Annotated in this window: 17 protein-coding genes and 1 pseudogene; 17 read left to right on the forward strand and 1 reads right to left on the reverse strand. The window is 43.7% G+C overall.

Translation table 11 applies throughout. The annotated features are described in order from the left end of the window. Positions 1-187: 187 nt before the first annotated feature. The 12 genes and pseudogenes from carB to HMPREF1152_RS10030 form a co-directional block, all read left to right on the forward strand. Positions 188-3373: a carbamoyl-phosphate synthase large subunit gene (carB, locus tag HMPREF1152_RS02960; protein WP_009643691.1), complete on the forward strand. Its 3186-nt coding sequence runs from the start codon at positions 188-190 to the stop codon at positions 3371-3373. 230 nt (positions 3374-3603) lie between these two features. Next, on the forward strand, positions 3604-4290 hold the full coding sequence (locus tag HMPREF1152_RS02965; protein ID WP_009643659.1) for a nitroreductase family protein: 687 nt from the start codon (positions 3604-3606) through the stop codon (positions 4288-4290). 29 nt (positions 4291-4319) lie between these two features. Then, positions 4320-5135 carry a tRNA (N6-threonylcarbamoyladenosine(37)-N6)-methyltransferase TrmO gene (tsaA, locus tag HMPREF1152_RS02970; protein WP_039883433.1) on the forward strand — a complete coding sequence of 272 codons (816 nt, stop codon included), beginning with the start codon at positions 4320-4322 and terminating at the stop codon, positions 5133-5135. 99 nt (positions 5136-5234) lie between these two features. Continuing rightward, on the forward strand, positions 5235-5609 hold the full coding sequence (locus HMPREF1152_RS02975) for a Rid family detoxifying hydrolase (protein ID WP_009643615.1): 375 nt from the start codon (positions 5235-5237) through the stop codon (positions 5607-5609). A 403-nt stretch (positions 5610-6012) separates the two neighbouring features. Next, positions 6013-6861 carry a DNA-3-methyladenine glycosylase family protein gene (locus HMPREF1152_RS02980; protein WP_009643681.1) on the forward strand — a complete coding sequence of 283 codons (849 nt, stop codon included), beginning with the start codon at positions 6013-6015 and terminating at the stop codon, positions 6859-6861. A gap of 131 nt (positions 6862-6992) precedes the next feature. Beyond that, positions 6993-7265, forward strand: a complete 273-nt coding sequence (locus HMPREF1152_RS02985; protein WP_036381980.1) for a co-chaperone GroES — start codon at positions 6993-6995, stop codon at positions 7263-7265. A 139-nt stretch (positions 7266-7404) separates the two neighbouring features. Then, positions 7405-9033: a chaperonin GroEL gene (groL, locus tag HMPREF1152_RS02990; protein WP_009643616.1), complete on the forward strand. Its 1629-nt coding sequence runs from the start codon at positions 7405-7407 to the stop codon at positions 9031-9033. Between the two features lie 13 nt (positions 9034-9046). Then, positions 9047-9757 carry a Crp/Fnr family transcriptional regulator gene (locus tag HMPREF1152_RS02995; RefSeq protein WP_083844308.1) on the forward strand — a complete coding sequence of 237 codons (711 nt, stop codon included), beginning with the start codon at positions 9047-9049 and terminating at the stop codon, positions 9755-9757. Between the two features lie 492 nt (positions 9758-10249). Continuing rightward, complete coding sequence (gene hcp, locus HMPREF1152_RS03000) at positions 10250-11893, forward strand: hydroxylamine reductase (RefSeq protein ID WP_009643619.1); 1644 nt, start codon at positions 10250-10252, stop codon at positions 11891-11893. Between the two features lie 598 nt (positions 11894-12491). Beyond that, positions 12492-14003, forward strand: a complete 1512-nt coding sequence (locus tag HMPREF1152_RS03010) for an IMP dehydrogenase (RefSeq protein WP_009643693.1) — start codon at positions 12492-12494, stop codon at positions 14001-14003. Positions 14004-14148: 145 nt separating this feature from the next. Beyond that, positions 14149-15690: a glutamine-hydrolyzing GMP synthase gene (gene guaA, locus HMPREF1152_RS03015; RefSeq protein WP_009643632.1), complete on the forward strand. Its 1542-nt coding sequence runs from the start codon at positions 14149-14151 to the stop codon at positions 15688-15690. A 117-nt stretch (positions 15691-15807) separates the two neighbouring features. Then, positions 15808-15984: pseudogene (locus HMPREF1152_RS10030) on the forward strand (phospholipase D-like domain-containing protein); the annotation flags it as partial. Between the two features lie 640 nt (positions 15985-16624). On the opposite strand, the gene HMPREF1152_RS03020 reads toward HMPREF1152_RS10030, so the two are convergent. Next, positions 16625-17791, reverse strand: coding sequence for an IS110 family transposase (locus HMPREF1152_RS03020; protein ID WP_009643687.1), 1167 nt, complete (start codon positions 17789-17791; stop codon positions 16625-16627). Between the two features lie 276 nt (positions 17792-18067). On the opposite strand from HMPREF1152_RS03020, the gene cas6 reads away from it, so the two are divergent. The 5 genes from cas6 to HMPREF1152_RS03045 are packed head-to-tail and all read left to right on the forward strand — an operon-like array spanning position 18068 to position 24715. Continuing rightward, positions 18068-18790, forward strand: a complete 723-nt coding sequence (gene cas6 / locus HMPREF1152_RS03025; RefSeq protein WP_009643686.1) for a CRISPR-associated endoribonuclease Cas6 — start codon at positions 18068-18070, stop codon at positions 18788-18790. 47 nt (positions 18791-18837) lie between these two features. Continuing rightward, entirely contained in the window at positions 18838-20628 is a 1791-nt protein-coding gene (locus tag HMPREF1152_RS03030) for a Cas8a1 family CRISPR/Cas system-associated protein (RefSeq protein ID WP_009643660.1), read from the forward strand. Between the two features lies 1 nt (position 20629). Further along, the gene (gene cas7i, locus HMPREF1152_RS03035) at positions 20630-21511 is read left to right on the forward strand and encodes a type I-B CRISPR-associated protein Cas7/Cst2/DevR (RefSeq protein WP_009643679.1); all 882 of its coding nucleotides are present in this window, start codon (positions 20630-20632) and stop codon (positions 21509-21511) included. After that, positions 21468-22343 carry a CRISPR-associated protein Cas5 gene (gene cas5, locus HMPREF1152_RS03040; protein WP_242822265.1) on the forward strand — a complete coding sequence of 292 codons (876 nt, stop codon included), beginning with the start codon at positions 21468-21470 and terminating at the stop codon, positions 22341-22343. The genes cas7i and cas5 overlap by 44 nt, the downstream gene beginning before the upstream one ends. A gap of 23 nt (positions 22344-22366) precedes the next feature. Beyond that, complete coding sequence (locus HMPREF1152_RS03045) at positions 22367-24715, forward strand: CRISPR-associated helicase/endonuclease Cas3 (protein WP_009643690.1); 2349 nt, start codon at positions 22367-22369, stop codon at positions 24713-24715. Positions 24716-24763: the final 48 nt, after the last annotated feature.

The raw sequence follows: 24763 nt of genomic DNA on the forward strand, positions 1-24763 counted from the left end.
ATAAATACTGACGCAGAGAGGTGCAGACATGCAGAGGCGAGTGTTTCGCGATTTGTATTTTGAATATTACGATACGATTAAGACTTCGACATTGGATTTTTAATTCCGGTGATCGAAGTCTTTTTTTATGAACAGTCAGTATGTACGAATGAGATGATGCATTTAGATAACAGGAAGGGTGAGGAAAATGGCAAGAAGAAGTGACATCAGGAAAATTCTCGTAATCGGGTCGGGGCCAATCGTGATCGGACAGGCAGCAGAGTTCGACTACGCCGGTACCCAGGCATGCATAGCGCTTAGAGAAGAGGGTTATGAAGTGGTATTGTGCAATTCCAATCCTGCGACGATAATGACTGATACGTCGATGGCGGACAAGGTTTATATGGAACCGCTCACCTTGGAATATCTCGCCAGGATAATCAGGTACGAGAGACCTGATGCCATTCTGCCGGGAATCGGCGGACAGACCGGACTCAATCTCGCAATGCAGCTGGATAAAAAAGGTGTGCTGCGCGAGTGCCGAGCGGAGCTGCTTGGTACCAAGAGTGACAGCATCGAGCGTGCCGAGGACAGGGAGCTGTTCAAGGAGCTGTGCGAGGAACTCGGTGAGCCGGTGTTGCAATCTGAGGTTGCAAATGATGAAGATGAAGGGCTCGAGATTGCTCGCGGGATTGGATTCCCGGTTGTGCTCAGGCCGGCGTTTACGCTCGGAGGCACGGGCGGCGGATTTGCGGATGACGAAACGGAATTTAGAGAGATGATTCGCCGTGCACTTGCGATTTCTCCAACTCATCAGGTGCTCATTGAGAAGAGCATCAAGGGATACAAGGAGATAGAGTACGAGGTAATGCGTGACGGTAATGACACAGCGATTGCCATATGCGATATGGAGAACATAGACCCGGTGGGTATACACACTGGCGACTCGATTGTAGTGTGTCCGACACAGACAGTGAGTGAGTCGGACTGCGCTATGCTCAAGTCGAGCGCACTCAAGATTATCCGCGCACTGCGCATCGAGGGGGGCTGTAACGTTCAGTTTGCGCTCAATCCGAATTCTTCGGAATATTACCTGATAGAAGTTAACCCTAGGGTATCCCGTTCGTCAGCGCTCGCTTCCAAGGCCAGCGGTTATCCGATCGCGAGAATTACAGCCAAGATAGCAGTCGGAATGACTTTGGACGAGATAGAGATTATCGATCAGCCGGCATCAGTCGAGCCGGTTGTCGACTACATAGTGAGCAAGGTGCCGAGGTTCCCGTTCGACAAATTCGCAGATGCGGACAACAAGCTGGGAACCCAGATGAAGGCGACCGGCGAGGTTATGAGTATCGGCAGAAGCCTCGAGGAGAGTATGCTTAAGGCTGTGCGATCGCTAGAGATAGGTGTAGCTCACGTCTACATGGAGAAATTCGATTCATGGGATACGGATGACATGAAGTCGTATATAGTAGAGGGGCGTGACGACAGGATATTTGCCATTGCCGAACTGCTTCGCAGGGGTATCAGCAGGTCTGAAATTTGTAAGCTGACAGCGATCAATGAGTACTTCATAGAGATGCTTGAGAATATCGTGGACATTGAGAATGAGCTGCGTGAGCACAGAAACGATGTCGCAAGGCTGAGAATTGCCAAGCAGTACGGATTCTCAGATGCAGAGATAGCAAGGCTTTGGAACATGCCTGAGGCACAAGTGTGGAGGCTTCGCGAGGCAGTGGAGCTGTTCCCGACGTACGATATGATCGATTCATGTGCAGCATCCAAGGATGCATACGTTCCTTACTTCTACTCGACCTTTAATGACAGCGGGAACACACATATCGCCGATAGCGGTAGACGCAAGGTCGTCGTTCTGGGATCTGGTCCTATCAGAATAGGACAGGGTGTAGAGTTCGATTATTCGACTGTGCAGGCAGTCAAGTCGCTGCGCAGTCAGGGCTGTGAGGCAATTATCATTAACAACAATCCGGAGACCGTGTCGACGGATTACACGACAGCCGATAAGTTGTATTTTGAGCCGCTGTGCATCGAGGATGTTATGAATATCCTGAGACTTGAGCAGCCCGAAGGTGTAATAGTATCCCTTGGAGGACAGACCGCTGTCAACCTTGCAAGTGCGCTCGATGAGCGCGGTGTCAACATTATCGGCACCGATTGCACGGCGATTAACGCTGCAGAGGATAGAGATGAATTCGACAAGCTGATGCAGAGGCTTGACATCGACAAGCCGGAGGGCAAGGCAGTGACGGATATTGATGAGGGCTGCAGGGTAGCAAGAGAGATAGGATATCCGGTACTTGTCAGACCCAGCTTCGTGCTTGGCGGCAGAGCGATGAGGATAGTTGCAGATGAAGAGCAACTGAGGCAGTATCTGAGGACTGCGGTTGAGATAGATGAGGATAAACCGGTTCTGGTCGATCATTACATCAGAGGTAAGGAGGTTGAGGTAGATGCCATCTGCGATGGTAAGGATGTATTTATCCCCGGCATTATGGAGCTTGTAGAGCGTACAGGAGTGCACTCCGGAGATTCGATCAGCGTATATCCACCATGCTCGATTTCAGACAGTGTCAAAGAGATTATCCGAGCATACACCGAGAAGCTGGGGCTGGGAATAGGTATTAGAGGCCTGTTTAATATCCAGTTCATAGTGGATCCTTCTGAACAGGTGTACATAATAGAGGTGAATCCAAGGTCTTCGAGAACAGTTCCGTTTCTCTCCAAGGCTACCGGCTACAACCTTGCAGACATCGCTTCTAAGGTGATGCTGGGCATAAGTCTGGAGGAACAGGGACTCAAGGGAGTGCCACCTATGGAAAAGAAGAGGTGGTACGTCAAGGTTCCGGCCTTCTCGTTTGCTAAGCTGTCAGGAATGGATATAAGACTGTCTCCTGAGATGAAATCCACCGGCGAAGCCATCGGATATGACGACGATCTGATGCGAGCTTTTTATAAGGCAATGCAGGCTGCAGGCATGAGGATGCAGAACTACGGAACAGTATTTGCATCTATAAATGACGAGTCTAAAGCAGATGCACTGCCGCTCATCAGGAGATTCTACGACTTGGGCTTTAATATCGAAGCGACCGAGGGTACGGCACAGTTCCTCAAGGCGAACGGCGTCAAGACCAGGAGCTTCCCACACACGGACAACAGCATGGACGCTGTGGCAAATGAGCTCAGACAGGGATATGTGACATACTTGATTAACATCGGTGACATTCGCTCTGTAGATGCAAATTCTATGGGCAATCGTATCAGAAGGTGTGCCGCTGAGAATAACGTAACGACGCTCACTTCACTTGATACGGTGAAGGTGCTGCTTGACGCTCTGGGCGATATAACATTCAAGGTATCCACAATCGACGCATAATGATATAATGGTCATCAATCAAATTTTGGTAGTAGCCTTGCCGGCACTAATACTGAATCTGATAATGTAATGGTCATCAATCAAGTTTTGGTAGTGGCCCTGCCGGCACTAATACTGAATTTGATGGTGTTATAATGATCGTCGATCAATTTTTGGTAGTAGTCTTGTCGATACTAAATACTGAATCTGATAATGATATGATGATCATCGATCAATTTTAGGAGGGGATTATGGAACTAAGAGAGTGTGTGAAGTTGCGCCATTCAGTGCGCGCGTATGAGGATAGACCGATAGATAATAAAGCCGTTGAGGATCTCAAGGTGATGATTCAGCAGTGTAACCGCGAGGGGAATTTGCATTTCCAGCTGATTCAGGACGAACCGAAGGCCTTTTCGAGCTTGCTTGCCAGATACGGTAAGTTCTCAAATGTTCGCAACTATATTGCTGTTGTGGGCCCAAAACGCCCGGACCTGGACGAGATGGCCGGATACTATGGCGAGAAGCTGGTGATTCGGTGCATACAGCATGGACTCAATACTTGCTGGGTCGGAGGAACTTATAAGAAGGTTAAGGAAGCTATCGTCGTCAGAGCCGATGAAAAGATCGTAGCGGTTATAGCAGTCGGTTACGGCAAGACCATGGGCTCTGATAGAAAGTCTAAGACTGCAGGCGAGGTGTTCGACGCGAAAGCGTCCAAGGTTGCCGGCTTTGAGGAGACACCTGATTGGTTCAAGGATGGAGTTGAGATGGCGCTGATGGCTCCAACTGCGTTTAACCGGCAGAGGTTCAGCTTCGCGCTGAGTGGTGACAGGATCAAGGTCAAGTCAGGCATGGGTCCGATGAGCAAGGTTGATCTCGGTATTGTAAAATATCACTTTGAGATAGGGGCATCGCCAAAGGAATTTGTATGGGCTTAATAGTTTAAAATATGGACAGATTAGATTATATGAAATTATATGAAATTCGCCCGGTTGCGCACATGCGCTCCGCTTTTCGGCAGAAGTACGGTATACCGCGGCAGCCCCGGATGGTTGACGGGCTGCGGTCGGAGATAGTCTTTGACCATGAATTTAATATTCCTGAAGCTGTGAGAGGGCTCGATAAGTTCTCTCATATTTGGTTGATATGGGGCTTTTCGGAAAACCGGCTCAATATGAGAGAGCCACATCCGGCATGGCGACCAACTGTCAGGCCTCCACGGCTGGGTGGTTCGGTTCGCATGGGCGTATTTGCTACCAGATCTCCATACAGACCGAACTCTCTTGGAATGTCAGCAGTTAAGCTGGTGGAAGTGAGATATGAGGATGGGCAGGTGAGCCTGATAGTAGAAGGTGCGGATCTCCTCGACGGTACGCCGATATACGATATCAAGCCGTATTTGCCGTACAGCGATGCGATTACCGAAGCGACAGAAGGCTTTGTTGCCCGGCCCGAAGCGTCCGGAAAAACGGAAGAATGCGGAGAAACCGGAAAGTGCGGAAAAACTGAAGAGCATGGAGATCCCGAGAGAGCCGGAGAAAAAGATGATATCCCGGGAGCTCAAATGACGTGCGTGGAGGTCGAATTCCCGGATCACCTCCTAGCCAAGGTGGAGGAGCAGTATAGAAAACCGATTATCGGCATACTGCAGCTGGATCCTCGCGATGCATATGACAGAGATTCGGATAAGCCTTCGAGGCTGGCTTTTGGAAATGTGGATATAGAGTTCATATCGCGTGAAGGCAAGCTGATAGTGACAGCAGTCAGAGAGCTGGCAGAGTAAGAAGGCTTGAGCATTATTTGAACTCGTCCGGTTAGAGTGATACAATCAAGACATAATAGTTTAGATGAAAGATATGTGAGGTAATTAGGAGGTAACCAGATGTTCGAATATACCGATACCAAGAACGCTCCTGCGGCTCTCGGTCCTTATTCTCAGGCAGTCCTGGCAGGAAACATACTATATGCTTCCGGCGCAATTGGAATCGATCCTGCAACAGGGAAGTTTGTAGGTGATGACATTCAGACACAGGCGGAGCAGGCCTGCAAGAACGTAGGAGAGATTCTCAAGGCTAACGGTATGACCTACGACAACGTTGTCAAGACAACCTGCTACATTTTGGATATGAGCGATTTCAAGGTGTTCAATGAAGTATATGCTGAATATTTCACTTCGAAGCCGGCTAGATCGTGCGTTGCAATCACTGCACTTCCTGCAGGTGCACTCTGCGAAGTTGAGATAACGGCTGTAAGGTAGTCTTTGAGAAAATCAATAGTATTTATGCACTGATGGCGAATAAACAGCGATGAATTTCGCCGCATTTATCATTTATAATAGTGGTAACATATGAGACCAGCGGTATGAAGCGTACTGCTGGTTTTACATTGATAGCTCTTATGGTTTATATTAATAGCGCCTATCTGTTATATGGAGGATTTCATGTATAATAGCGAATATACAGATACAGATAGCACGAAGAAATTTGCTGAATGAATATTTGCGAATAACATTGATTTACCTATGTGAAAAGGGCGCATTGGGATGCCGTGAGGCAAGGCATGCTTATTGTATTTGACGCAGGGATGAAGGATGGACAATATTAAGAACGCTGGGAGATCATAATTAGATGAATCAGGAGAATTTGGCGCAGGAATGAAGAATGGACAACATTAGGACTATTAGATTTGACAATTTACACGATATAGAGCTAGCCCACATATTTGAGTGCGGGCAATGCTTCCGATGGAACGAATGCGGAGACGGCTCGTATATAGGAGTAGCCGGCGGCAATGCAGCACATGTCGTGCTGAAACACAAAGATGATGCGAGCACACTTGTAGTTGAGTGCACAGGTGGCAGTGAGGAATACTGGTGCAGCTATTTTGACCTGGACACCGGATATGGAGATATGAAGAGAGCGTTGCTTGCGAGTGACTCAAAGCTCGATGAGGCGATAGACACGTGCTATGGCATAAGGATTCTCAATCAGGATTATTGGGAGGTCTTGATATCGTTCATCGTATCTCAGAACAATAACATCCCGCGTATCAAGAAGTGCATTGAGTCGCTGGCGAGGAGCTACGGTACTGAGATTGGAGAATTTATGGGAGAGGTAAGGTATGCTTTTCCGACTCCTGAGCAGCTGGCTGAAGCAACTCTCGAGGAGCTTGCGGCACTCAAGCTGGGGTATAGGAATACATATCTGGCAGCGGCCCCGGAGCATTATAAGGAGCAGGGTGTGCCAACAGGCTCGGCAGAAGAGAAGCACAAGGCGTTGCTATCGTATTTAGGCGTGGGACCTAAGGTTGCAAACTGCATATTGCTCTTCGGACTCAGGGATTTTACAGCCTTTCCTATAGATGTCTGGATGAAGAAGATAATGGCAGAGCTTTACGGGTTTGACATCAAAGATGTTAAGGGAATGCAGAAGTTTGCCGACGAGCATTTTGGTGAACTTGGCGGAATAGCACAGCAATATCTGTTTTATTTTTATAGAAGTATGCAGTGAAGATATCTTCACATTTAATTCATAGTGCCGTGTTGACAACATCATGGGTGCTGAGTAAAATTAGTTATAGAGATTAGCACTCGCATATTTTGAGTGCTAACAATTAAACGATTGGGAGGTTTCAAATGAGTATAGGAATAAAGCCATTAGGCGCAAGAGTTGTAATTAAGCGCAGCGAAGCATTGGAAAAGACTGAGGGCGGGCTTATCCTGTCGGCAAGCGCCAAGGAAAAGCCGCAGGAGGCTGAGGTTCTGGCCGTTGGTCCCGGAACGGAAGACGAAAAGATGGAAGTCAAGGTTGGAGATAAGGTAATCTTCTCCAAGTATGGCGGCACAGAGCTGAAATACGCCGGCGAGGAGTACATCATAATGAGCCAGAAGGATATCCTCGCTGTAATCGAATAGCTACAGTCGAGAGCTCTATTTGGGTAGAACGATAGGCAATAACAATAAATAATAGAAATGTAGATTTCAACTCCGCATCTCATATATGTACACATAATCAGGTGCGGATGTACATGCAGTACAATAGGAGGTAACTAAGATGGCAAAGGATTTGCATTACGGAGAAGACTCGAGAAGAAAGCTCCTCGCAGGAGTTGATAAGCTGGCAGATACAGTTAAGATTACACTAGGACCTAAGGGCAGAAATGTCCTGATTGAGAGATCATATGGATCACCGTTGATCACCAACGACGGTGTTTCGATTGCCAAGGAAATCGAGCTTGAGGATCAGGTTGAGAACATGGGAGCTCAGCTTGTCAAGGAGGTTGCTACCAAGACTAATGATGTAGCGGGTGACGGAACTACTACAGCTACATTGCTCACACAGGCAATTGTTCGCGAGGGATTCAAGAATGTAACTGCCGGAGCTAACCCGATGATTCTCAAGAAGGGTATCAGCAGCGCGGTAGATGTTGCGGTTGAATACCTCAAGAGCAGCGCAGTCAAGGTTGATGATAAGGATAGCGTAGCTCAGGTTGCAGCTGTTTCCGCCGATGATAAGGAGATTGGTACACTTATCTCCGAGGCTATGGAGAAGGTCGGTAAGGACGGCGTTATCACTGTTGAGGAGTCGAGGTCGCTCGGAACTACTCTCGACGTTGTAGAGGGTATGCAGTTTGATAGAGGTTATCTGTCTCCTTATATGGCAGCTACATCAGAGAAGATGGAGGCTGTTCTCGATAACCCGTACATCCTGCTGACAGATAAGAAGATTAGCAACATTCAGGATTTGGTTCCGCTGCTGGAGGACATCATGAAGTCCGGCAAGAAGCTGCTCATCGTTGCTGACGATGTAGACGGTGAGGCTCTGGCAACACTTGTTGTTAACAAGCTGAGAGGAACGCTTGATGTAGTAGCTGTAAAGGCACCCGGATTCGGTGACAGAAGAAAGGCTATGATGGAGGATATTGCGATCCTCACAGGTGGTACGGTCATCAGCGAGGAGCTGGGATATGAGCTCAAGGAAGCTACAGTCGACATGCTCGGAAAAGCAGGTACAGTCAAGGTTAATAAGGACCATACTGTAATCGTAAACGGCGCCGGGGACAAGGCTGAGATCGATGAGAGAATTGAGAAGATCAAGGGTGAAATCGAAGAGACAACCTCTGATTTTGATAAAGAGAAGCTGCAGGAGAGACTTGCTAAGCTGGTAGGTGGAGTTGCAGTTATCAACGCCGGAGCAGCAACAGAGACTGAACTCAAGGAGAAGAAGCTCAGACTTGAGGATGCGCTCAATGCTACCAGAGCTGCCGTTGAGGAAGGAATTGTAGCCGGTGGCGGTACTTCACTGATCGGCGCAATTGATAAAGTTTCCGAGTATGCTGAGAGTCTTGAGGGCGACATGAGAACCGGTGCCAGAATCGTCATCAGAGCACTTGAGGAGCCGGTTAGACAGATTGCTGAAAACGCCGGATTTGAAGGCAGCGTAATCGTTGCCGAGGTTAAGGGCTCCAAGAAGGGTGTGGGCTTCAACGCTGCTACCGAGGAGTATGTAGACATGATTGAAGCGGGAATCGTGGATCCGGTTAAGGTTACCAGATCGGCGCTTCAGAACGCTTCCAGTGTAGCAGGAATGCTGCTCACAACAGAAGCAGGAATCACGGAGATTAAGGAAGATATTCCTGCTGCACCTGCTATGCCCGCAGGCGGCGGAATGGGCATGATGTAATAAGCGAGGCGAGATGTCAAGAAGGGTTTCGGCAAGGACTGACATGGATATAGCGCGGCGGCTGATGGTTAGCCCCCTGTTTAAGGGTATGTCCGTAGAGGATGTGGGTAAATGCTTTACCTGTAGCGACGCGCTTTGTGTCACCTACAGGAAAGGTGAGATGATTTTCACTGAAGAGGATGAGCCCAACAAGCTTCACATCCTGCTCGAGGGCGGGGTACGAGTCGGCTACGATTCGTTTGACGGCAACAGAAGAGTAATCGGGACATTCTCAAGTACGGGAGATATATTTGGAGACATTTTGCTGTTCCTAGGTAAGAAGGAATATGGGGTATTTGCACAGGCTACGTGCGAGACCAGGATAGTCGTGTTGCCGCGCGACTTCATGACAGGCACGTGTGTCAACGGCTGCGATTATCACAAGCAGCTGACAAGCAATTTGCTTATGATTTTTGCCGGGAATGCTTATGCGCTAAATATGAGACTGCGAATCCTGTCTTGTCCGACTCTTCGTCAGAAAATCGCCAAGATGCTGTCCATCTATAATGATAGGGATATGACCAAGCCGATCGATATGACACGTGAGGAGCTTGCCGAGTTCCTCGGTGTGACGAGGCCGTCGATTTCTCGTGAGTTGATGAAGATGCAGGATGATGGATTGGTTGAGATTAAGGGGCGCAAGATATTTGTACTTGATCCGGCCGAGATAGAAGCCCTCAACTGATATGCGGATATATTTTTCAAATTCGTACATGTGTATGAATTTGAGCAAAGCTCTCAACTGATATGTGACTATATCGCTTCAGCTATGGCTATACGGCGTTAGCCGTGCGTGTGCGAATTTCGAGCGCGCCGTCGATGCGCATCATTGGTGGAGCAACGCTTCAAATGCCGAGCGTAGGTGCGCCGGTGTTCTGACATAAAAACATTAGCACAAGGTGGAATTGTAACATAGGTTACAGATTCCACCTTTTTTAAGTGTTAGACTTACTCACAGGTTAAGGTTCAGCACGTACTTGGAAGAACACTCATCAACACCTTTTCTAAGTGTTAAACTCGTTCACAGGTTGAGGACTATGGAATATGACATAAAACTTAGCAGACCTAAGTAAGGATATTCAGGTTAGATTTGTTCCGGGTGAGGGACTGGAGAATGACCGGAGACGACGGCTGAGCGGAGGCGAGGTCGATATATAGTAGTTGAAAGGAGAAGCAGATGGAGAATAAGATGTTTTGTTTCCAGTGTCAGGAGACGGCAAAGGGTACAGGCTGTACGATGAGAGGAGTATGTGGCAAACTCCCGGAGACAGCCGCATTACAGGATTTGTTGGTATACGTAACTAAAGGTCTTTCTGCAGTTACTACACAGCTGAGAGCCGAAGGTAAGGAGGTAGGTGAACAGGTTAATCACCTGGTATCGCTCAATCTATTTACCACTATCACAAATGCAAATTTCGATGATGAGGCGATTACCGCTAAGATCGTTGAGACATTGACTTGCAAGGATCAGCTCCTCAAGCAGCTGGATGATACCGGCAAGCTTCCGGATGCAGCTAAATGGAACGGCTGCGTAGGTGAATTTGCAGCCAAGGCGGCAAGTTCCGAGGTCGGAGTTCTATCGACAGAGAACGAGGATATCAGATCTCTGAGAGAACTGATTACGTACGGACTTAAGGGTCTGTCAGCATACAGCAAGCATGCAAATGCACTTCTCAAGGACAATGCCGAGGTTGACGGATTTATGCAGAGAGCACTCGCTGCTACACTGGATGATTCGTTGACGGCAGACGAGCTCGTTGCACTCACACTTGAGACAGGAAAGTACGGTGTAGACGGAATGGCTCTGCTGGACGAGGCAAATACTTCCGCCTATGGCAACCCGGAGATTACAAAGGTTAACATCGGAGTTCGCAAGAACCCTGCAATCCTCATCTCCGGACACGACCTCAAGGACCTCGAGATGCTGTTAGAGCAGACAGAAGGAACAGGCGTAGATGTATACACTCATTCCGAGATGCTGGCAGGTCAGTATTACCCGGTATTCAAGAAGTATGAGCATTTCGCAGGAAACTACGGAAATGCCTGGTGGAAGCAGAAGGAAGAATTTGCAAGCTTCAACGGACCGATTCTGATGACTACAAACTGTATCGTTCCACCGGCAGACAGCTACAAGGACAGACTGTTTACAACAGGAGCAGCCGGTTATCCGGGATGTAAGCACATCGATGGCAAGTATGGCGAGACTAAGGATTTCTCCGAAATCATCGAGATGGCCAAGAAGTGTCCGGCTCCAACTGAAATCGAGACAGGTGAGATTGTCGGCGGATTTGCACACGAGCAGGTGTTTGCACTGGCCGACAAGGTAGTTGAGGCAGTTAAGTCTGGTGCTATCAGAAAGTTCTTCGTTATGGCAGGCTGCGACGGCAGAATGCAGTCGAGGAACTACTACACAGAGTTTGCAAAGGCTCTGCCAAATGATACAGTGATCCTCACAGCCGGATGCGCAAAATACAAGTATAACAAGCTGGATCTCGGTGACATCAACGGTATTCCAAGAGTCCTCGATGCGGGACAGTGCAACGATTCATATTCGCTGGCATTGATTGCGCTTAAGCTCAAGGAAGTGTTTGATCTCGACGATATCAACGAGCTGCCAATCGCTTACAACATCGCATGGTATGAACAGAAGGCCGTAATCGTACTGCTCGCACTTCTATACCTCGGCGTCAAGAACATTCACCTTGGGCCTACACTACCGGGATTCCTCTCGCCTAACGTCGCTAAGGTGCTAGTCGAGAACTTTGGAATCGCCGGAATTGGAACAGTTGAAGATGATATCAAGCTGTTCCTCGAGAACTAGGCGGTATTGGATGTTTGATGGAGATAATCCTGTATCCGTTGCGCTTAAGGTTCCTCAAGAATTAGGCGGTACTGGGTGCCGATAACTGAGGTGATAAGTGGAATGCTCGAGCCGGCAGGGCTCAGCTGCAATGAATCCGAGCACCGGAGCTGCGGGAGCGAAGTTCGTCAGATAATCCGAGCATTGGAGCTGTGGGAGCGGAGTCCGCAAGATAATCTGAGCACTGAATCTACAGGAGTGGAGTCCGTCAGATAATCCGAGCACTGGAGCTGCGGGAGCGAAGTTCGTCAGATAATCCGAGCACTGGAGCTACAGGAGCGGAGTCCGTCAGATAATCCGAGCACTGGAGCTACAGGAGCGGAATCCGATATATAACCGACATGTTTTGCTCCTTAGAAATCAATAATATGTCAACAACGACATTGTGCTCTCGAATTTGAGGTTGTGACCGGGTGTTTTACCCTTTGTCTGGTTGCAACCTGTTTTTTATTAAATTAGCGCCCGGATACTATCGGAATGCGGTCTATTGTGCTATAATTTTCAATTAATATCTTTAATTTCAATTTCACGTTTATATATAGAAAGAGAGAGGTGCACAATGGCAATTGTTCTAGCAGAACCATCAAGAACTTTTAGCGAGTACCTTCTTGTGCCGGGCTTTTCCAGCGCTGAAGCCAGGCCTGAGAATGTGTCGCTCAAAACTCCAATCACAAAATTCAAAAAAGGCGAAGAGCCTAAGATTATGGCTAATATTCCACTTGTTTCCGCTGTAATGCAGGCTGTATCAGATGACGGTATGGCAGTTGCACTTGCAAAGGAGGGTGGAATTTCTTTCATCTTCGGTTCGCAGTCAATCGAAAGCCAGGCGGCAATGGTCAAAAAGGTTAAGTCCTACAAGGCCGGATTTGTGCCAAGTGACACCAATGTCAAGCCGGATGGCACGCTGGCCGATGTACTCGCAATCAAGCAGAATTCAGGACATTCGACAGTTGCGGTTACAGATGACGGTACAGGCCACGGCAAGCTGTTGGGACTTGTTACAAGCAAGGATTACAGAATCAGCAGACTCAGCACAGACACCAAGGTATCTGAGTTCATGACACCTCTCGAGAACCTCGTGTACGGCAATGCAGGTATCACACTGTCCGAGGCTAACGACATCATCTGGGACAACAAGGTCAATCAGTTGCCAATCGTGGACAAAGACGGATGTCTAGTGGCGTTTGTATTCAGAAAGGACTACGATTCCCACAAGGCGAATCCAAATGAGCTGCTCGACGACAACAAGAGCTTCATCGTAGGAGCCGGTGTAAATACCCGCGACTACGAAGAAAGAATTCCGGCTCTCGTAGAGGCCGGGGTAGACATACTAACTATCGACTCCTCTGAAGGGTATTCCGAGTGGCAGGCGAGAACGCTTAAGTGGGTAAGAGAGAAGTACGGCGACAGTGTTAAGATTGGAGCCGGAAACGTAGTAGATAAGGAAGGCTTCGACTTCCTGGCCAAAAGCGGCGCAGACTTCGTCAAGATTGGAATCGGCGGTGGATCAATCTGCATCACCAGAGAACAGAAGGGGATCGGCCGTGGACAGGCTTCCGCAGTGCTCGAGGTAGCAGCGGCAAGAGACGAGTGGTTTGAGAAGACAGGTGAGTACATTCCAATCTGCTCGGATGGCGGAATCGTATATGATTACCATATGACACTTGCTCTCGCTATGGGTGCGGACTTCATCATGCTGGGCAGATATTTTGCAAGATTCGACGAGTCACCATCTGCTAAGGTGATGGTAAATGGCAACTACATGAAGGAGTACTGGGGCGAGGGTTCCGCAAGGGCTCGCAATTGGCAGAGATACGACCTGGGCGGCGAGGCTAAGCTCAAGTTCGAGGAGGGGGTTGATTCCTACGTCCCATATGCAGGTTCACTGCACGATAACGTAAACCTCTCACTCAGCAAGGTTAAATCGACAATGTGCAACTGTGGAGTTGTCAGCATTCAGGAGCTTCAGAGAAATTCCAAGCTCACCCTCGTTTCAGCGACGAGTATAATTGAAGGCGGCGCACACGATGTTGTACTCAAGGATAACAGTGTGGCAACAGTAAGACGTTAGGATTACCGTGTTTTAATATAAGCAAACAGCGAAGCGAACATTTTCAGTTGTTCTATGTGACATTAGGATTACCGTGCTTTAATATTAAGCCCGATTCCTGATACAAGGATAACAGTGTCGCAATAGTAAGACGTTAGGAGCGACAATGGCTAACAAGATATTAATTATCGATTTCGGTGGACAGTACAATCAGCTCATCGCCCGCAGGGTTCGTGAACTGGGCGTGTACTCGGAGGTTCGTAATTTTGACGGACTCACTGTAGACAAGATCAAGGATTTTGACCCATGTGGAATCATCTTTACCGGCGGACCTCAGTCCGCATATGGTGAGGGGGCTCCGGCTATTGACAAAGGTGTGTTTGAGCTCGGACTGCCAATCCTCGGCATCTGCTACGGAGCGCAACTTATGGCGCATATGCTCGGCGGCAAGATCGGAACAGCGCCAACGAGCGAATACGGCCGTACGGAGACTGCGGTAGACTGCAAGGACGGCCTTTTTGCAGGAGTGAACGACAACACAGTAGTGTGGATGAGCCACACGGACTACATCAGCGAGGTGCCGGCCGGATTCACGGTTACAGCGCACACCGACAACTGTCCGGTTGCCGGCATGGAGGATGCTTCTCAAGGATTCTACGCTGTGCAGTTCCATCCGGAGGTTAACCACACCGTTGAGGGGACGACGCTGCTCAGCAACTTCATCCTCGGTGTATGTAACTGCGATCAGGACTGGAAAATGGACTCGTTCGCAGAGACGCAGATCGAGGCGGTTCGCGAGAAGGTCGGCGACGGTAAGGTTCTGCTCGCACTATCCGGTGGCGTTGATTCCAGCGTAGTTGCAGCGCTTCTGGCAAAGGCAATAGGCAAGCAGCTGACATGCGTATTTGTAGATCACGGTCTGCTTCGCAAGGACGAGGGCGACCAGGTTGAGTCGATTTTCGGCAGCGATGGCGTGTATGACATCAACTTCGTGCGTATAAATGCGCAGGAGAGATATTACGCTAAGCTTGCTGGTGTTACAGATCCGGAGACAAAGCGTAAGATTATCGGCGAAGAATTTATCAGAGTTTTTGAAGAGGAAGCCAAGAGGATCGGCGCAATCGATTATCTGGCACAGGGGACGATTTACCCGGATATAATCGAGAGCGGCCTCGGCAAATCAGCCGTAATCAAGTCGCACCATAACGTGGGCGGACTTCCCGACCACGTTGATTTCAAGGAGATAATCGAGCCGCTGCGCATGCTGTTCAAGGACGAGGTGCGTGAACTGGGCAGAGAGCTCGGACTCCCGGACTATCTGGTAGATCGCCAGCCATTCCCGGGACCGGGACTAGGCATCAGAATCATCGGAGAGGTCACTGCAGAAAAGGTTAAAATCGTGCAGGAGGCAGATGCAATCTATCGCGATGAGATAGCTAAGGCAGGCCTAGACAAGTCGATAAGCCAGTATTTTGCAGCGCTTACTAATATGAGGTCGGTTGGAGTCATGGGCGATTTCCGCACATATGACTATGCGGTGGCAATTCGTGCGGTCGAGACAGTGGATTTCATGACAGCAGAGGCCGTGGAGATACCGTGGTCGGTGCTGCAGAAGGTGATGAATAGAATAATCAATGAGGTGGATCATGTGAATCGCGTATTCTATGACCTGACATCCAAGCCACCGGGAACGGTGGAGCTGGAGTAGTAATACCAATCCCTATAAACCGTAAGTTTAAGCGGTTGTAGGGATTTTTAAATTTAATTAGGCTTATAGGACAAAAAGGTTGAAGATACTAAAGCTCTTGTACAGACACCGGAGAATTGCGGCATAAAGGTTATGCTTCAGGATCATATGCATGAACATTTTGCCATTATAGACTATGAAATAATATGGTACGGAAGCATGAATTTGCTTTCGCGAGCTAGGGCAGATGATAATATGATCCGAGTTAGGAGCAAGGATACAGTACAGGAATTATTGGAAATGACCTTTGGATAATGATAAAACGAGGTGCTGCAATTTTTGTGTACAGTAGAGTTTAAACGATATGAAAATATAGAAAAGCGTATCAGATGATATGTAGAAATGTTGGTTCCAGACCAATGTTCAATATGCTTCTATTAAGGAAAATGTATAAGTACAATTATAATTTTATATTTCAAACTTGTTTCTATTAAATAAATTGAAAGTAAAAGTCAGCTATAAAGCTGTAATGATTGTAATCTGAAATCGGAGAGATGTAAATGATATAAATAAAGAAATTTATATTTTTTAGGTTCATGTGTTTTTCAAAAGCCGAAACCTATAGGTGTTAGTAGGAAGCCATGGTTTAGAAAATAAAATCGAGTGTTTTTAATTTTTATATTCACTCATAAGACTTCTTATTAGATATGGTAAAAGGGAAAGTACAGAAGTACACAATATATAAATTATATTTGTATTTTATAAATACAAATATAATGGTTGATAAAATTCGATAAGACGGTTATTATGATACTAGCTTAAATAAACTTGGGAGGAGACCAACTATGAAAAGTCAAGGTAAATTTCAGAAGAAAATAGAATAAGTTGCATTTAGAAAGAAGCGCAACCTAAAAAGACATCCCAGAAGGAAGCCTCAAAAACATATGGATGGAATCTAATCTAAGTTAAATTCCACATTGTCCTTAAGCATCTTGTAGATGACACGGACAAGCTTGCCAGCGCAATGTCCAAGAGCATTGTAATGGCCACGGCCTTCGGCCCTTTTACAATCATAGTATTCCTTGAATGTCTGATTGTACTTCACAATATTGTGAGCAGCGTTCATGAGGGCATAACGAAGGGCGGAAGATCCCCGTTTTGACATTTTTGTTTTCTTCGCAATGAAGTTTCCGGATTGGTAAACGGATGGGTCAAGACCCGCAAAGGCAAGCAGCTTGCGAGGCTTGGGAAAGCGGTTAATGTCACCGATTTCACCGAGAATCATTCCCCCGTTGATGGGACCGATACCCGGTATGGTCATGATAACAGAGTCGAGAGATATAACAATGTCTTTCATCTCAGACTCTACCGCATCGATTTGACTATCCAGTAGATCAATCTGGGCGATAGATTGAGTAATCTGAATGGATAGAGATCTGTCGGCAGTGCCGACGGACTTCTGTGCCAGAACTCTTAATTCTAAGGCCGTTTCCTTCTTGAAGTGTCCGTGGGAATTAGACAGAAGAAGGTTTTTAAGATGAGTCAGATGCATGGAAGCAATCTGGGTAGCAGAGGGCGCCTCTTTTAGGATAGCGTATACCGTCTTTTGATGAATACTGGACTTGAAGAAATACTGGAGTTCAGGGAAGACCTGATCCAAGTAAGCAGTGAGCTGTATCTTGGTGCGAGAACGCTGCTTAACAAGCTTCATCCGGAATCTCCCTAGATTCTTCAGTTGCATGAGAGCAATATTATACAGAGTAACAAATCTTGGGTGATCCATCAATGCGACGGCTTTAGCAATCACCAGAGTATCGACCTTGTCCGTCTTGGTTTTGCGGATATTGTTCTTCCGCAAAGTGGCGGTCTGTATCGGATTGATGACACAGACGTGCAGACCTTTGGTGACAAGGAAAGAAACCAGGTTGTTGCCATAGTGAGCAGTGGATTCAAGACCAATGATGATGTCATCCAATTCAAAGGAATTGAGCTTGGATAACAGGGTGTAAAAGCCCTCATTGTCATTCAAGAATTCGAACGGCTCGATGAGTACCACGCCATCGGAATCGATGGCAGAGGCATAGTGATTAAGCTTGGCGATATCAATGCCAACATAGATCATTGAAAACGCCTCCTTTCATAAAGATTAGATACTGTCAGGTCCACCTTACGATTATCCTCGTAAACTTGATCGATATAAGTACTCGGAAAGCAAAGCCTCCGGCAACATCCAACTAATAAACATTTCAGATAATGTAGCGGCAATACACTCCAATTAAATAGTCAATGCTACAGAAAGAAAATAAAAAGTTCACAGTATCTGAATGTATTATGACACAGACAGTAAAAAAGGAAAGGAGAGTATGATTTAGCCTATGAGCTAATCATACAAGAAGATATGAGATATCAAATTGTAATTTCCTTAGATAGTGATGAAATTCCAAAAGATAAAAACAGAATGTTTCTTTCATTCATTAAACATCATATTGCAGAAAATGATAAACGGTTTTTTGAATCACTGTATATAAAAGGAGAAACAAATAGAAAAGATTTCACATTTTCGTTATATATGCCGGAATGTGAATTCCTTAGAGAAACGATCAGGATTCCGAATAAAAGAATTTGTTTAAATTTTTCCACACATGATTTGTCGATGGGTATACAATTTTATAATGCTATGATTAACGGACGAGGAAGGGAGTATTCATATAAAGGCATTACAATGAAAATAGAGAAAATCGAACTGAAGCAAGAAAAAACTTTTATGATAGAATCGGCAACTTTTAAATCTTTGTCTCCATGTGTAATTAGAGAACATGATGGCAAAACCAATAAAGACTGGTTTTATAGCTTGGATTCTAAAAAGGGAAGAACTTTATTTGTTGAGAATGCAAGAGGCCAGATTTTAGAGAGTATAAAAGACTCTTCTTACGACCTGGCTGATATAAGAATTTCGCTTATAAAAAATAAGGAAGTGACAGTTAAACATTACGGGATAGAAGTATTGGCCAATATTTGCATGTTTAAAATGGAGGCAAAGCCATATATCTTAGAATACTTTTATAAGGCAGGGATAGGGTCGTTTAAAAGTACCGGTTTCGGCATGCTTTCAAGTTTATAGCAATCTGGTAAATAGTCAATAAGGACTTTAAAATTGGGAGGACTGTGATGAATGGAATAACAATAAAAAATTCTGATTGGTTGTTCAATTGCGGGATTTTAGGGTTGTACAATATTTTGAAACATAACAATATTGATGACAGTGAAGACATATCCCTTTCACAAGATGAGTTGACATTCCCCGTTTCAAGATTGGAAAACTTTGAAGAAAAATATTTTTCTTATTTGATAGACACCTATGAAAAAACTTTTTCAATACATAGGATTACTTCTTTTGAAGATTTTTTGCAAAACCATGAAGACAGTAATTTCGAAAATTTCAATACACACAGTTTAGATAGACTTAATTCGCAGATTGAACAAGTAAAGAGATATTTGAAGAGCAACAGTTATGTAAGTGCTTATAAAATGCTTGACTTCGGTTTTGATCCTATAGCAAAAGAAAAAGAATTGAAGAAAGTATCATTGAAGAAAAATGAAACAGTTTTCGACAAGCAGAGTGAAATCAAAAAACAGATGGACATACTTAAAGAGACGGTGGAGTTTTTTAAGCGCAAGGAGGTAAGAAAATATATCGGCGGTAAAAATGCCATGTATTCGATTATAAAGAATGCTTGGAGTAATATCAGTATAATGAATCCTCAGAATAAAAATCCCGACATATATGAAGAATTCAGCAATTATTTTGTTGAACCTGTTAAGGAATATTTGGATGAAATAGATAGCAGTAGGCTAAAATCAAAGTATCGGTGTGTAACATGTAATGCCAAGATCAAAAATTTGGACATCGATTTGAGCTTTATGCGAGAAATAGGTTTTGATGTAAACAGGAAAACTTCCCACGTCTGGGACTTCAATAATTACGTGGCGATTTGTCCCGTGTGTAGATTGGTTTATGCGTGCGTTCCTGCAGGATTTACGTATCTGTATAACAGAGGAATTTTTGTGAATTCTTCGATGGATTTGCAAGAAATCGTGCGAATTAATCAAATTATAAAAAAGGATGTTTTACAAAGCTCGGAAGGCGGTACTGTAATTTATAGGGCTTTGCAAAAACAAATGAGCAGAAAAATAAATGAAACACCGGGATACGAATTGTCGGATGTTCAAGTGATCAGATTTTCCCATGACCAGGATAGTGATAATGTATCTTACACATTCAATATAATAACAAAATTTATATTGAAGACGATTGAAAATTGTGATAAATGTTTCGAAAGGATACAAAACGGTAGACTTTCGGAAGGAAATGCAACGATGTATTTGTATGATGAAGTTATGAACAGATTGGTGAACAATGAAAATCAATTCCTGCTTATTCATAAATTGATACATTACAAACTGTCCATACCTGATAAAGCAATGTATAGTATGAGCACGATAGAGAATATATTAAAAATAAACGCGGAATATTTAAGGGAGGTAGGAGTAATGGAAAAAGACGATAAAAACATGATAAGAATCGCGAAAAGTCATGGTTATTACTTAAGAGATGCATACGGAGATGAGAAAAAAGATAATTCAGGCAATAAAGCGGATGTTAAATCAAATGATATAAGCAATGAAACGAATGTTAAAGCAAAAGGAACAGGATATAATAAAAAACTTGGAAGTATTGCATATCGAATGTTGAATGCGTTAAAAACAAATAATAAATACGCATTTATGGATACGATGATCAATGCACATATGTATGTGCAAAAACCAATACCGGCTATATTTGCGGAAAATCTGGAAAACGATTTGAAATTTAAGAATATAGGTTATGCATTTGTAACAGGTATGATCGGATACACGGATGAAAAAAAAGTTGATGAGAAAGGAAATGAGGAGAATTAAGATGGGAAACAATTTAAAAGCAAAAGGATTGACAATTACAGCAATATTTGAAGCGGAGAGTGCAAACTACGGTGAAGCGATAGGAAATGTGGCATCATTGAAAAAAGTTGCAAGAGATAATGGAGAGCAGTATTCATATATTTCTCGTCAGGCAATCAGGTATAATATTATTGAACAGCTGGAAGAACCACTTGCAAAAGTAAGTTCGGAAGGAGCAGGTGAAAAAAAAGTGATTCAGTTTGATAAGGATGCGACAATTACGGATTACCCGGAAATTGATTTCTTTGGATATTTAAAGACGGAAAAGGGGACAGGAGGTAAGAAACGTTCCGCAAAAGTCAGATTATCCAATGCAATTTCATTAGAGACCTATAAAGGTGATTTAGACTTCTTAACCAATAAAGGCTTAGCAGACAGATTGAATGAGAATATGAATATTGCTCAATCTGAAATTCATAAATCTTATTACGCCTATACCGTCACCGCAGATCTGGATCAGATAGGGATTGATAAAGTATATGAAATTGAATTGGATAAGAATGAGAGAGCAAGGCGTGTATGCAAGTTGCTTGATACAATTTCTATGCTGTATCGTGATATAAGGGGAAGAAGAGAAGATTTAAAGCCGCTTTTTGCGATAGGCGGTGTGTATGACACGAAAAACCCTTTTTTTCATAACTGTATAGATGTTAAGGATAATAAATTAAATATTGAGTCGATTAAAGATATGATGTTTGAAGCTGTTAAAGAGAATACCTATTGCGGTTTAGTTATGGGGAAATTTGATAACGATACGGCTATTAAAAGTGAATTAAATGCAGTCAGTATGCCGAAGTTTTTTGAAGAACTTAAAGGAAAGGTTCGTGAATATTATGCAGGCTGATAGAGAAAGTATAAAACCGGTTGATTTTGATGGTAAGGAAGCTGTTAGAATTCGAATTGAGCAGGATTTGGTCAATTATAAAAAGCCAATGAGTTTTCAGCTTAAAGAATCATATCCGCTTCCACCTTATTCAACAGTAATCGGTATGATACACAATATGTGTCGGTATGAAGAATACGTAAATATGCAAATAAGCATACAGGGTCAATATAAATCTAAAGTAAATGATTTATATACAAGGTATGAATTTAAAAATGGAACGAATTTTGAGGCAGGAAGGCATCAACTGAATGTAAACGGTCTTGGTGTGGGCAGAGGTGTTGCCACTATAGAGTTGTTATCTCAAGTAGAGCTTGTGATACACATATGTCCTGAAGAACAGAGTAAAACAGAAGAGATTTGCAGAGCTTTTAAAAATCCGTGGGAATATCCGTCATTAGGGCGAAGAGAGGATCTTGTCACAATCAAAGAAGTAGGGAAAACTAAAATTATGCTAAAGGAAATAGACGATGACAAGTCAATGGAAATAGGTCGTTACGCATACATACCTTTGAAATACTACAAGAATACAGGGGAGGAAGAGCTGATTGTAGGATATGATTATTTAGGAAATTCTGTTCTTCGTAGGAAAGCAGGTAAGGGCCTTACTCAAAGGGGGACGAGACTTTTATTAAATAAGGAATACGATAAGTTAAACTATGGAAATTCTAAAAAAACCAAATATATCAGGGCATGGAATAGAGTTGAAGCTTTATATACTTCACACATATATGCCGATATGGATGAGAAATTTTTATGTGATGAAGATGAAGAATTTGTATTCTTCGCTTAACTAAGGGTAGCAAGGTAATTAAAATGGCGGAGAAGGAGTTTTTGGCAAAATCATATACGGAAGAAACCATTCAAGAACATACAGATAAGGTGCTTCAAGAATATGAGAGGTTGAAAAAATTTTATAAGAATTGTAATGTTAATTGGACATTGCTTGAACAAGCGTGTTTATATCATGATTTGGGTAAGATGAACTCAAAATTTCAGCGAAAAATTCGAAATGCTGAAAAGGTGGAAGATGAAGTTCCACATGGAATTTTGAGCACGCTATTTTTGGATGCAAAGCGACTTAAAGAAGATTTTCAAGGAGCTGATGATTTCAAGAACTTTGATGATTTAGATGATGCTATGTACCTCCTATTTTCTGCCATTTTTTATCACCACGATAGAGAAAGCTTCGAAAAAAGTGATTTCACGGACAACCTGGAAAAAAATATTAACAGAGAGAAAGATTCACTACAATATATAGTTAAAAATTTTAAATATGATAAGGTCAGGATACCGGAAAAGTTGCATTTTAGAGATAAATATATTAACAGGTTTTCAAATAGCGATAAAAGTAATTTGCTCGGCGAATATGTACTCTTAAAAGGTTGCTTAAACAGGGTGGATTATGCTGCAAGTGCTCATGTTCCGGTTGAAATAGAAAATGACTTTTTAGAAAACAAACTGAATTCTTTTATGGAGAAGCTTCAAAAGAGCGCTATAGGTAAAAATATAGATAAGCCTGAGTGGAACGATTTACAGAACTTTATGAAAGACAATAGGGATGAAAATCTTGTAGTTATTGCGCAAACGGGAATGGGAAAGACGGAAGCCGGATTATGGTGGATAGGAAATAATAAAGGCTTTTTTACACTGCCTGTAAGAACTGCAATAAATGCAATATATATGAGAATAAAGGAGGAAATTTTAGATAACAAATTTATAGAAGAGAGACTTGGTTTACTTCACAGTGAAACGCGAGGAATATATTTGCAGCTGCAGAGCGAAAGTGATGAGAATTTAGACATAGAAAATTATTTTACAGTAACAAAGCAGCTTTCACTGCCGTTGACCGTATGTACTGTTGATCAATTATTCACAACAGTGTTCCGATATAGAGGGTATGAAGCAAAGCTTGCAACACTTTCATATTCAAAGATAGTAATTGATGAAATTCAAATGTATGGACCCGAGATCATCGGATTTTTGATATGCGGATTAAAAATGGTAACAGAACTGGGAGGACGTTTTGCTATAATGACAGCGACTTTTCCGGGATTCCTAAGGGATATAATGGAAAGCTGCGGGCTTAAGTTTATAATGCCGGAACCGTTTGTAGATGAAAAAAGAATAAGGCATAGTGTAGAATGGCATGAGGAGGGGATAACAGCAGATTTCATATTTGAAAAATATAACAATAACAGAGTGTTGGTAGTATGTAATACAGTAAATAAATGCAAGGAAGTTTATAAAGAACTCAGTAATAAAATGGATTTACAAGAAAATAGCTCTGATAGTAAATCAATTGACGAGAGTGAATTGAACATGCTGCATGGAAAATATATTTATAAGGACAGAATTGAAAAAGAGAAAGCTATTTTAAGTTTCGGAAAAATAGATGAGGGCGGTACAAAAGATAATAGAAAAGGAATATGGATTGCAAGCTCGATTGCTGAAGCATCACTGGATGTAGATTTTGACATTTTGATTACGGAACTATCGGATGTCAACGGACTTTTTCAGAGGATGGGAAGGTGTTATAGGAAACGAAGCTGGAATGGAGACGGAGCTAATTGTTATGTTTTTGACGGTGGTGAAAAGAAATGTTCCGGAGCAGGATATAATATAGACGAAAATATTTTTGAACTATCAAAAGAAAAATTGAGGGAATATTTTAAAACCGCTCCAAGAGAATTAAGAGAAATAGATAAGATGAATTTGGTGAGGGATATTTACAGCACGGAAAATATGAAGGGTTCTAAATGCCGTAAGTATTATGACAAAATTAAAAAATGTATTGAACAGCCAACTCTTTATTTGCCGGCAGAAAATACAAAGCCGGATGCACAAAAGTTGTTTAGGGATATAACTACAGAAACAGTTATTCCATTAGTAGTTTTTGAGAATAATATAGGTGAGATAGAAATATTGGAAAAGAGCCTGAGTGACAGAAACTTGAGCATGGAAGAAAAAATAGAGAACAGGGAGAAATTAAAAGCCTTCACATTGGGTATAGAGAGATATCAGCTGGAAAATGTAAGACCTAAAGCTACGATAAAACTCGGCAAATATGAAGAAATTAAGATCATAGATGCGGAATATAATCCGGAGATGGGCTTAATAAGTATAACTAAAGAAAGTAAAGAGATAGAAAGTAATATTATTTAAAAAGTAATATTATTCAGTATATGAATAAACCACAAGGTAAAAAGTATG

The sequence above is a fragment of the Mogibacterium sp. CM50 genome (genome assembly GCF_000293155.1).
In the GTDB taxonomy this organism is placed as follows: Bacteria; Bacillota; Clostridia; order Peptostreptococcales; family Anaerovoracaceae; genus Mogibacterium; species Mogibacterium timidum.